Annotated in this window: 11 protein-coding genes; 5 read left to right on the top strand and 6 right to left on the bottom strand. The window is 70.8% G+C overall.

From position 1 onward, the window contains the following. Positions 1-10: 10 nt before the first annotated feature. Positions 11-286, bottom strand: coding sequence for a helix-turn-helix transcriptional regulator (locus ACFOYX_RS27320; protein WP_322439974.1), 276 nt, complete (start codon positions 284-286; stop codon positions 11-13). 57 nt (positions 287-343) lie between these two features. Here ACFOYX_RS27320 and ACFOYX_RS27315 point away from each other — a divergent pair, with 57 nt between their 5' ends. From ACFOYX_RS27315 to ACFOYX_RS27295, 5 genes are all read left to right on the top strand, one after another. Next, positions 344-826 carry a helix-turn-helix transcriptional regulator gene (locus ACFOYX_RS27315; RefSeq protein WP_322439975.1) on the top strand — a complete coding sequence of 161 codons (483 nt, stop codon included), beginning with the start codon at positions 344-346 and terminating at the stop codon, positions 824-826. Further along, complete coding sequence (locus ACFOYX_RS27310) at positions 823-1,299, top strand: helix-turn-helix domain-containing protein (protein WP_322439976.1); 477 nt, start codon at positions 823-825, stop codon at positions 1,297-1,299. Before ACFOYX_RS27315 ends, ACFOYX_RS27310 begins: the two co-directional genes overlap by 4 nt. Beyond that, a complete protein-coding gene (locus ACFOYX_RS27305) occupies positions 1,286-1,633 on the top strand; it encodes a hypothetical protein (protein WP_322439977.1) in 348 nt (115 codons plus the stop codon). Before ACFOYX_RS27310 ends, ACFOYX_RS27305 begins: the two co-directional genes overlap by 14 nt. Before the next feature lie 198 nt (positions 1,634-1,831). Next, on the top strand, positions 1,832-2,233 hold the full coding sequence (locus ACFOYX_RS27300) for a hypothetical protein (protein ID WP_322439978.1): 402 nt from the start codon (positions 1,832-1,834) through the stop codon (positions 2,231-2,233). Beyond that, entirely contained in the window at positions 2,226-6,200 is a 3,975-nt protein-coding gene (locus ACFOYX_RS27295; protein ID WP_322439979.1) for a hypothetical protein, read from the top strand. The genes ACFOYX_RS27300 and ACFOYX_RS27295 overlap by 8 nt, the downstream gene beginning before the upstream one ends. Positions 6,201-6,255: 55 nt before the next feature. Here the strand turns inward: ACFOYX_RS27295 and ACFOYX_RS27290 are convergent, their stop codons facing one another. The 5 genes from ACFOYX_RS27290 to ACFOYX_RS27270 form a co-directional block, all read right to left on the bottom strand. Then, positions 6,256-6,684, bottom strand: coding sequence for a hypothetical protein (locus ACFOYX_RS27290; protein WP_322439980.1), 429 nt, complete (start codon positions 6,682-6,684; stop codon positions 6,256-6,258). Positions 6,685-6,804: 120 nt separating this feature from the next. Beyond that, positions 6,805-7,101 carry a hypothetical protein gene (locus ACFOYX_RS27285; RefSeq protein WP_322439981.1) on the bottom strand — a complete coding sequence of 99 codons (297 nt, stop codon included), beginning with the start codon at positions 7,099-7,101 and terminating at the stop codon, positions 6,805-6,807. A gap of 31 nt (positions 7,102-7,132) precedes the next feature. Further along, complete coding sequence (locus ACFOYX_RS27280) at positions 7,133-7,447, bottom strand: helix-turn-helix transcriptional regulator (protein ID WP_322439982.1); 315 nt, start codon at positions 7,445-7,447, stop codon at positions 7,133-7,135. Further along, complete coding sequence (locus ACFOYX_RS27275) at positions 7,447-7,767, bottom strand: type II toxin-antitoxin system RelE/ParE family toxin (RefSeq protein WP_369292969.1); 321 nt, start codon at positions 7,765-7,767, stop codon at positions 7,447-7,449. The genes ACFOYX_RS27280 and ACFOYX_RS27275 overlap by 1 nt, the downstream gene beginning before the upstream one ends. Positions 7,768-7,836: 69 nt before the next feature. Beyond that, on the bottom strand, positions 7,837-8,064 hold the full coding sequence (locus ACFOYX_RS27270; protein ID WP_322439983.1) for a hypothetical protein: 228 nt from the start codon (positions 8,062-8,064) through the stop codon (positions 7,837-7,839). Positions 8,065-8,644 lie beyond the last annotated feature (580 nt).

Raw genomic sequence — 8,644 nt, 5'->3', positions numbered from 1 at the left:
TGGAGCACGCTTACCGGCGGACGGCGTCCCGTCCAACGAGTGCGACGGCGGAGTCCCTGACGATCTGGGCGTCGGCGCCGGTCAGCTTGAGGACGCGGATCAGGTCCTCGGCCATGACGGTGGAGGGTGAGCGCTCGCCCCGCTCCAGCATCCCCAGGTACCCGTACGAGCTGCCGCATGCGGCGGCGACAGCGCGCAGCCCGAGGCGGGCGCGGAGCCGGGCAGCGCGCAGGGTGGGGCCGAACTGGGCTGGCGGGATGTGCCGCATGGTGGGGGTGTCACTCACGGTTTCCAGCGTAGGCCGGTCGTGCTCCATGGGGTTCAGCCCACCGGGAGGCGTGCGGTGACGGGGGCGTTCGAGTACGGGCCGCCGGTGGGCGGCGAGGCGGCCCGGTTGGCGGCCGGCGTCGGTGCGTTGATCGCGGCGGAGCGGAAGGCCCGCGGCTGGTCGAAGGCGGAGCTACGCAGGCGGGCAGGCGTGGACCTGGGCCGGGTGGAGCTGGGGCGTAGCCGCCCGAGCTGGCCGGGGCTGTGCCGTGTTGCGGCGGCGTTGCACCCGGACGACCGGCCGGCGGCGCAGGCCTTGGCGTTGCGGCTGGCGGAGGCGGCGGGGCCGTCGTTGGCGGGTAGCCCGTGGCTGCCGGTGGGTGTGTCCCGGGAGCTGGTTGTGCTGGTGCTGGTGCGGTCCGCGCGGGCTGTCGGGCTCGACCTGGACGACGACACGGTGCGGCTGGTGGTTGGTGAGCAGTTGCGCTTGGCGGCGGGGGAGGCGGCGAGCGGGCAGCGAGCGATTGGGGCCGCGCCGGAGGGTGAGGTGCTGTCGTGACGACCGCCGATCACAGGTCGCCGGCTGAGCCGCTGAGCCGCCCGCTGGCGGTCGCGCCGGTGTCGGGGTTCCCGGCGGCGGTGCTCGTCGGGGTCCTCGCCGAGCACCTGCCTCGCGTGGCTGAACAGGTGGCGGCAGGGCGGATACACCCCGACTACCTGACGCAGCTTCGCGAGGCGTACGCGGCGCTGTGCGAGGTGGCCGCGCAGTGGCGGGTGTGGCGCCGGGCGTGCGCGGAGGCGGAGGCGACGGCTGCCGCCGACGACAGCGCTGCCGCCCTATCCACGGCAGCGGCGGAAGGCTTACGGGAGATCGACACCGACGCCGCTGCGGTGGTGCTGAAGGTGACCCCGAACCGGGTCCGTCAGCTGTGCCGCGCCGGCCAGTTGCCGGCCCGGAAGGTGGGCCGGACGTGGATGGTGCCGGTCGGCGAGCTGAGGCAGATGGAGGTGCAACGAAGTGGATCAGTTTGACGCGATAGCCGATCTTGGTCGGGCGTTGGGCATGAACGAGGCGACCGCGCGGCAGTTCGCGATCGGCCGGGACGGCACCGAGGGGACCGCTCGGCGGCGCTGGTCGACCCGGGAGGCGCAGCCGCAGCCGGCCGCCGCGGATCCGGCGCGGGCGCAGGCAGAGGCCGCGCAGGCCGCGATCGACGCGGAGATGGCCGTGCTGGGCCGGACCCGGGAGCAGGCCAGCGAGCACGTCCGCGCGATGGTGCGCGACGCGGGCGCCCGCCGTGGCGTCGCATACGCCACGCAGCTGGCCACCGAGTACGCGCGGGCACTCCGGTCCCCGGAGTCGTAGCCCGAACAGCTTGACCGGGGCGTGAACGTCACCGTCCGGCGTGCCGACATGCGCTGGGGAGCGGACACGAAGGCGACGAGGGTTTTCCCTCCTTTCTCGGCCCGACGACTCGCCTGCGCCCACCGTGGGCGCCGGCGGCGCGTTTTCCCATGGCGCGCCGCCGGCTCCTTCGCTTCCCCTCTTGGTGAAAGGAACCTGATGTCCATCGCTGACGCTGTCGCCCAACTGGAGCAGGCGGTCGCCGAGAACCCCGCTGGCTGCACGTTTTGCGCCGTGGAGCCGCCCGCCGACCTGGATGGTTGGACTGCTCGCGGCCTCGACGCCGATGTGGTGTGGCGCCTGCCGGACGGCGACCAGCCGGCGGGTGTCATGCCCGCGGCGGATCTGTACTGGCTGTGCCCGTCGTGTGAGAGCTGGATCGCTGGCCAGCGTCCGGCGAGCTACGTCGACGCGCTGCTCGACCTGACCGGGCTGACGGGTGCGGAGCGCGGCGCGGTGCGGGCGGAGCTGCTGCCGTTCTTGCTGGCGGTCGCCGACCGTCTCGGCCCGCCCGCCGACCTGGCTACCACGCTGATGCAGGGGGGTGGGGGCGATGACTGAGCGGAATGTGACCGTGCGGCTGCGGATGGTCGCCCGGGACTACACGATCGGCGCTACCGAGGCCGAGCGGATGACGAAGCGGCTCGCCGCCGCCCAGCGGGACCTTGCCGGGTCCTCGCGGTCCGCTGGTGACGAGCTGGACCGCTCGGCGCGCCGGGCCGAGATGGCGGGGCAGAGGTCCGGGCGGGCGTTGCAGTACACGGCCGCCGGCGTGGCCGCGCTCGGCGCCGCCGGTGGCGCACTGAAGGTGCTGCCTGGTTTGCTGACCGCGACTGCCACGGCTGGCGCGGCGCTACCGCCGATCCTGACCGGCGCGGCCGTGTCCGGCGGTGTGCTGGCCGCCAGCCTCGCCGGGGTTGGGAAAACCGCCGGGGAGGTCCTCAAAAGCGACGACCCGTTCGCCGGGCTCGGCAAGAACGCCCGCGCGCTGGTGTTCGAGATCAAGGCGCTGCAGCCGACGCTGTCCGGGGTCCAGCAGGGCTTCCAGGACCGGACGTTGAAGAACGCCGCCCAAGACCTCCGCATCCTGGCCACGCAGGTGTTGCCTCAGGTGCGGGGCGGGCTGAACGCCCTCGCCGACAACTGGGGTGACACCTTCGACCAGATCACCGCCAGCGTGGCGGATCCGCATTTCATCGGCGCGTTCAACAGTGCGACGCGCAGCGCTGACTGGCTGTTCGACATGCTCAACGCGCGGATCCCCGCGACCGTGCGGACGGTCGGGACCCTGGTCGAGAGTGCCGACCCGCTCGCCCGCGCATTCGGCCACAGCTTGGTCACCAGCCTGGACCAGTTCAACGCCGCGGTCGACCGGGCCGCCCGGTCCGGCTCCCTCGAGGAGTTCTTCGCCCGCGGGGCGAAGGGCGCTGGCGACTTCATGGCCATCGCCGAGGGCGTGCTCCGGCTGACCGGGATGGTGGTCACCGAGGTCCAGAAGCAGAACGGCAGCCTCGCCGACACCCGGGCGTCGCTGGAGGCGTACCTGGCCAGCGGCCGCGGTGCGGCGGATGTCGCCGGAATCGTGCACACCCTCACCACCGCGTACGAGGGGCTCCAGGACGTGCTGGGCCCGCTGGGGGCGATCGCCCGGGACGCCCTCGCCGATCCGGCGACCGCCGACGCGCTGCGCACCATGTTCGACGTGCTCGCGGCCGGCTCCCGGGTGCTGCAGGTGGTTTTCGGCCTGTTCCAGGGGCTGCCCGACGTGTTCCAGTCGACGATCCTGGTGGCGATCGCCGGCGCCGTCGTGTTCGGCAAGCTGTCCAAGGCGCTCGCCCTGGTGCAGGGCGCAGCCGACCGGGCCGCGACCTCGCTCGGCAAGACCGGGAAGGCCGGCGAGCGGGCCGGGCGCGGGTTGCGCAGCGCCGCCGCCGGCGCTGGGAAGGCCACGGTTGCCCTGGTCGGGCTTCAGGTCCTCGGCGATGTGCTCGACCAGTTCAACGGGGCCGCGCCCGATGTCGATGCGGTCGGCCGGGCGCTGGAGGACTTCGCGGCGAAGGGGAAGCTCGGCGGCGAGATGACCCGGCTTTTCGGCAAGGACCTCGAGTGGGTGGGGGGTGTGGCGAAAGACGCGTCGGACACCTGGCTCAACAACCTGTCGCGGGGGATCGAGGGGGCCGTCCCCGCGATGCAGAGCATCAGCGAGTGGCTCGTCGACGCGTCGGTGACCGGCAACACCGAGAAGATGAAGACGCTCGACGCGGCCCTGACCGAGTACGCCCGCACCACCGGCGACGTCACCACCGCGCAGGAGGTGTGGAACCGGGTCTTCAACGCCTCCGGCATGGACATGCAGGACTTCGCCAAGCTGCTGCCGACGTCGACCGCCGAGCTGCAACGGCTGAGGGAGGCGAACGAGACCGGCGCGCAGGGGTTCACCGCCAACAGCGAGCGGGCGAAGCTGCTCGGCGGCAGCTTCCGCGAGGCGGCTCTGGCCGGTAAGGACCTCGCCAACACGATGGACCTGATCAACGGCAAGAACACCTCCGCCCTTGAGGGGCAGATCCGGCTGGAGCAGGCATACGACGACGCCGCCGAGGTTGTCGACAAGTACGGGCGGGTGACGAAGAAGGGCACCAACGAAATCGACCGGGGGACGAAGGCGGGCCGCGAAAGCCTGACCGCCCTGATCGGCATCAAGGACGCCGCGGTCGCCGCGGCCGACGCTGAGGTCAAGCGGACCGACAACACCGCCGCCGGTGTGCCGATCCTCAACGCCGCCCGGGACCGGTTCATCGCCCTGGCCACCGAGATGACCGGCAGCGCGGCCGCGGCGACGGCCCTCGCGAACGAAATCTTCAAGATTCCCGACAAGGACGTCAAGGTCGACGCGAAGACCGAGGCGGCGATCGCCAAGCTCCAGGACATGGGCATCACCATTGGGAAGCTCCCCAACGGCAAAACAGTGCTCTACGCGGCGAAGACCGAAGAGGGCCGCCGGAAGCTCCGCGAGGCGGGTTTTGAGCTGAAGAAGCTGCCTAACGGCAAGTGGGTGGTCGTCGACGCGAAGACCGACGAGGCCAAGAAGAAGCTCCGGGAGGCGCAGAACCTGATCGACCGGTTGCAAGGCAAGACGGTGACGCTGACGGTCGTCCAAAAGACCATCACCCGGGACGGCCAGCGGGTCACCGGCGGGACGGGCTCCGGCACGCTGATCCGAGCCCACGGTGGCGTGTCGGTGCCGTACGGGCGGCCGATCGCCGCAGCGGTGGGGCTGGTGCGGCCGGACATCTACCCGGCCAGCAACCCGCCGCTCTACCAGTTCGCCGAGCGGGAGACCGGCGGGGAGCTGTTCCTGCCCCGGCGGGGCATCGACATGGCCCGGGGGCGGGCGCTGCTCGCGATCGCCGCGTCGTGGTACGGCGGGATGTTCATGCCGATGGCGCGGGGTGGGATCACCGCCGCGGCGGCCGGGCTTGTGTCGTACGCGCCGTCGTCGTCGACGTCGACCAGGACGCGCGGCAGCGCACTGGACTCGACCGCCGCGTACATCGACGCCCGCGACGCGCTCTCCCGGCTGAACGCCAGCCTGAAGGAGAACGGCCGCAGCTTCAGCCTGTCCACCGCCAAGGGCCGCGAGAACTACTCGACGCTCATCGCGGCCGCCCGCGCCGCCGAGGACGCCGCGCAGGCCAAATACGCGGAGACGGGGTCGGTGAAGGCCGCGAACGCCGCCTACGACGCGCACATCGCCGCCCTGCGCCGGGCGCTCGCGCAGCAGAAGGTGTCCGCGTCGACGATCGCCGCGCTGACCCGGCAGCTGGGCCGCCCGTCCTACGACCTGCCCGCGCCGGCGACGCCGGTCGGGTCGTCGCGGAACATCGCCGCGACCGAAGGCCGGATCCGCGCAGAGGACGCCCTCGCCGGCCTGGTCGACCACTTCAGCCTCACCAAGCCGGTGTTCGACATCAAGGACGCCACCGGCCGGGAGAACCTGACCGAGCTGTTCGGCTACCTGAAAGCCGCGCAGGACGCCGCTCAGGCGGTGCTGGAGCAGACAGGGAACCGCAAGACCGCCTCGGGGGTGTACGAGTCGTACATCGGCCGGCTGCGGGCCGCTCTGGGCGGCGCCGGGGCAGGCAAGGGACTCATCGACTCGCTGATCGCGCAGTACGGCAAGGCGGTGCTCGCCCCGAACCTGGCCGGCGGCGTGTACGGGCCGATGGCGCTGTCGGAGGCCAGCCTGTGGCGGCCGGGGTCGACGTTGTACGGCTTCGCCGAGCGGGGCACGGGCGGGGAGCTGTTCGTGCCGAGGTTGGGCGACCAGGCCCGCGGAGAGCGCCTCCTGGCGATCGGCGCCGGCTGGTACGGCGGCCGGTACGTGCCGGCCGGCGGATCCGGCGGCGACACGACGACGGTGAACAACACCCTCAACGTGAGCGGCGGCCAGCACCGGCTCACCCTCGGCGAGCTGCAGGGCCTGCTTCGGCAGATGGACGCCCGCGCTCGGGTGGGCCGCAAGAACTGACCCCGCAACGGCGAACGGCCCGCCAGGCGCGATCCTGGCGGGCCGTTCGACATCCCTACGACCAGGGGCCGTCTCCGTAGAGCTTGCCGCACACGTCGAGCACAGCAAGCTGCGCTTGAGCGATGTCGATATTCGTGTCCGGGCCGGGGGCTGCGCTGGCCGCCCCTGCCGCCTTCACCAGATCTCGGCCGGCCAGCGAGAACCCCGGGTCCGCCACCCGTTCGGCCTGCTTCCCGACGGCCAGGCTCGCGGCTGCGTCGTACTTGAACTCGTTGCCGAGGTTGGCAATGTTGTCGCACAGCTTCCGGATCGTCGTCTCATCGGTGATCGGTTCGGTTGTAGCCGTCGACGGCGCCACGGTGGAGGCGGCGGGCGCGGCAGTCGTGCGGCTGGGGGATCCGGCCGGTTCGTTGCCGCTTGAACATGCGGTCAGAGTTGCCGCGAACAGAGTGACGGTGATGAGGGCTCGGGGGAGGCGAATCATCCGGGCACGGTACCGGCGGGCGGACGCGTGGCGGTGTCGCACAGGCGACAGCCTGTCAGCGCGCCTCCCGGGCGGTGCGCCGGGCGCGTTCCCACATCCGCCGGCCGAACCGCAGCCGCCCTATCCGACGACCATGGGTCGACGTCCGATCGCCGCGTTGATCTGTTCGGCGATGACCAGCATGTCGGCGGCACGGATAGGTTCCCCGCTGCCGATCGCGTCTGCGGACATCAGGTCGACGAGGGACCGCACGACGGGATCATGAGGGACCGCCTGCTTGACGTCGTCCAACGCGGCAGCGACGACGGGAACGGCGAAGCCTTGTACCTGCTGCTCCGGGTCGCTGGCAACGAGCGCGGTCAGTGACTTGATCAGCGCGTCGATGCGCCTCTTGGCAACGTACGGATAGTTCGACACGGGTGGTCTTCTCCAGAAAGGCTCACGGGGCTTATGCGGCTACGAACTCGACGGAACCGCGTGTGATTTTCACGTCGAACTCCATGCCTGTGCCCTTGGACAGCTTGGCTAGCGTGGGGATAGACGGCGGCTGGTCGCCGGACTCCAGCCGCGCGATGACGGACTGGGTCATGCCGACCATGCGTGCGAGGGCGGTCTGCGTCAGGTTGTTCTCGGTGCGGTACCGAACGATGCGGAGGGCCACGTCGCGGGCGAATGCTGTCCGGTCCCACTCTGCGCGGAACGCCGGATCTTGGCGGCGTTCCTCGATGACTTGCTGCGCGGTTTTCAGATCGGATAGCTTCATCACTCGTCCCTTACGTCGTTGATCCTCTGCTCGGCGGCGGCTACGGCCCGGCTGAATTTTCGCTGGTTGACGTTGGCTTCGGGCCCAATCGCGCCGATGACGAATGCGGGCCCCACTTGTCGGTAGAACGCCCGCCACCGGCATCGGCCACCTCGGGGGCGAAGTTCACGCAGGTTGTGGGCGATCTTGACAGCGCTTGAATGCGGGTGCCCGAGGTTGGGTCCTTGGCTTTCCAGCTTCTCAACAGCGTGCCCGATTGCTACCTGTTCGGTTGTCGGTAGTGCCCGAAGCTCGGTATCGGCGTCGGGGTGGTAGACCACTGGCCATGACACCTACCGACTATAGCAAAGTTGCGATTCGCTGACCAGCCGCTCTAGCCGCGCAACCAGCTACTCGTCGGTGCCGTCACTCGCCTGGCTGTAGACAACCCGAAGCGCGGCTTCGCCGCCCATTGGCAGGTCGAGGAACAGTGCAATGGCCTCGCGCACGTAGACGTCCAGGGTCGCTTCGTCTTTCGCGAAGGTGTGTACGCCCGGCAGTTCGGGCACGTCGGCGCACAGGTCTCCGCCGCTGCGGGTCACCACCACGTGGTAGACGCGCGGGTTCGTCTCCGTCATGCATCCGCTCCCCTGGCCAGGTCGGGGCGCACGGGCTTTCCCGGCGCCGGGGTCCCATCCCCGGCCAACCAGGCCGCAGCGGCTTGTCGTGAGGCTTCCCGGAAGGCGGCGAGCTCGGGCGAATCTGGTAGCCAAGCAACGGGCGCTGCGGCTACCTTCGCACGCGCCCGCGCGAGTTCGTCCTCCGCAATGACGATGCCGCGGCGAGCGAGCTCGGCCAAGAACGCGCCTACGGGACTGGTCGTGGACTGCTCGTCCATGCGCCCAAGATACGTCAGGCGGTGGCCGATGGAGGACCGACGCGTGGTGAAGGGATGCCCTCGCCTATTAGAGCCAAGGCCCGTCGCCGAACTTGTCGCCGCATGCGTCGGACGTCGAACTGTGCCCGGGCGATCTCGAGGTTGGCGGTGACACTCGCCCACTACCCGTTGGTGCCCTCACCCCGCCTGGCTGTAGCGCCCGCCGCGTCGGCTCATTGACCGGGACGTCGGCCCGCATCTCCCGGATCTGCTGCTCCAGCTCGTCGACGGACGGGCCGGTCGGCGTCCATGCCAGTTCGGCCGCCTGCCGTGCGGGCAGG

It is taken from the genome of Micromonospora sp. GCM10011541, assembly GCF_042650725.1.
Lineage (GTDB): Bacteria > Actinomycetota > Actinomycetes > Mycobacteriales > Micromonosporaceae > Micromonospora > Micromonospora sicca.
This window is presented reverse-complemented; position numbering and strand designations above follow the sequence as displayed.